We start from the raw sequence: 228 nt of genomic DNA, 5'->3' as shown, positions 1-228 counted from the left end.
CCGAACGCCTCGCCGCGCAGGCCGAACTGCAGCGCCAAGCCCTGCACGACGCCCTCACGGGACTGCCGAACCGGCTCCTGTTCCTCGACCGCCTCGAGCACGCCGTGGCCGCGGCGGGACGGGGGGCCGGGCACGTCGGGCTGCTGTACGTCGACCTCGACGGGTTCAAGGCGGTCAACGACACCGCCGGGCACGAGGCCGGGGACGACCTGCTCGTCCAGGTGGCCG

General features: G+C 74.6%; 1 protein-coding gene. It reads left to right on the top strand.

Going from position 1 to position 228, the window contains the following annotated elements; genetic code table 11:
- Positions 1-228 (top strand): diguanylate cyclase domain-containing protein (locus AC3II9_RS22745; RefSeq protein ID WP_489159072.1); only part of this gene is annotated, 228 nt, incomplete at both ends.

This window comes from Lysinibacillus sp. RU7, from assembly GCF_057837305.1.
This window is presented reverse-complemented; position numbering and strand designations above follow the sequence as displayed.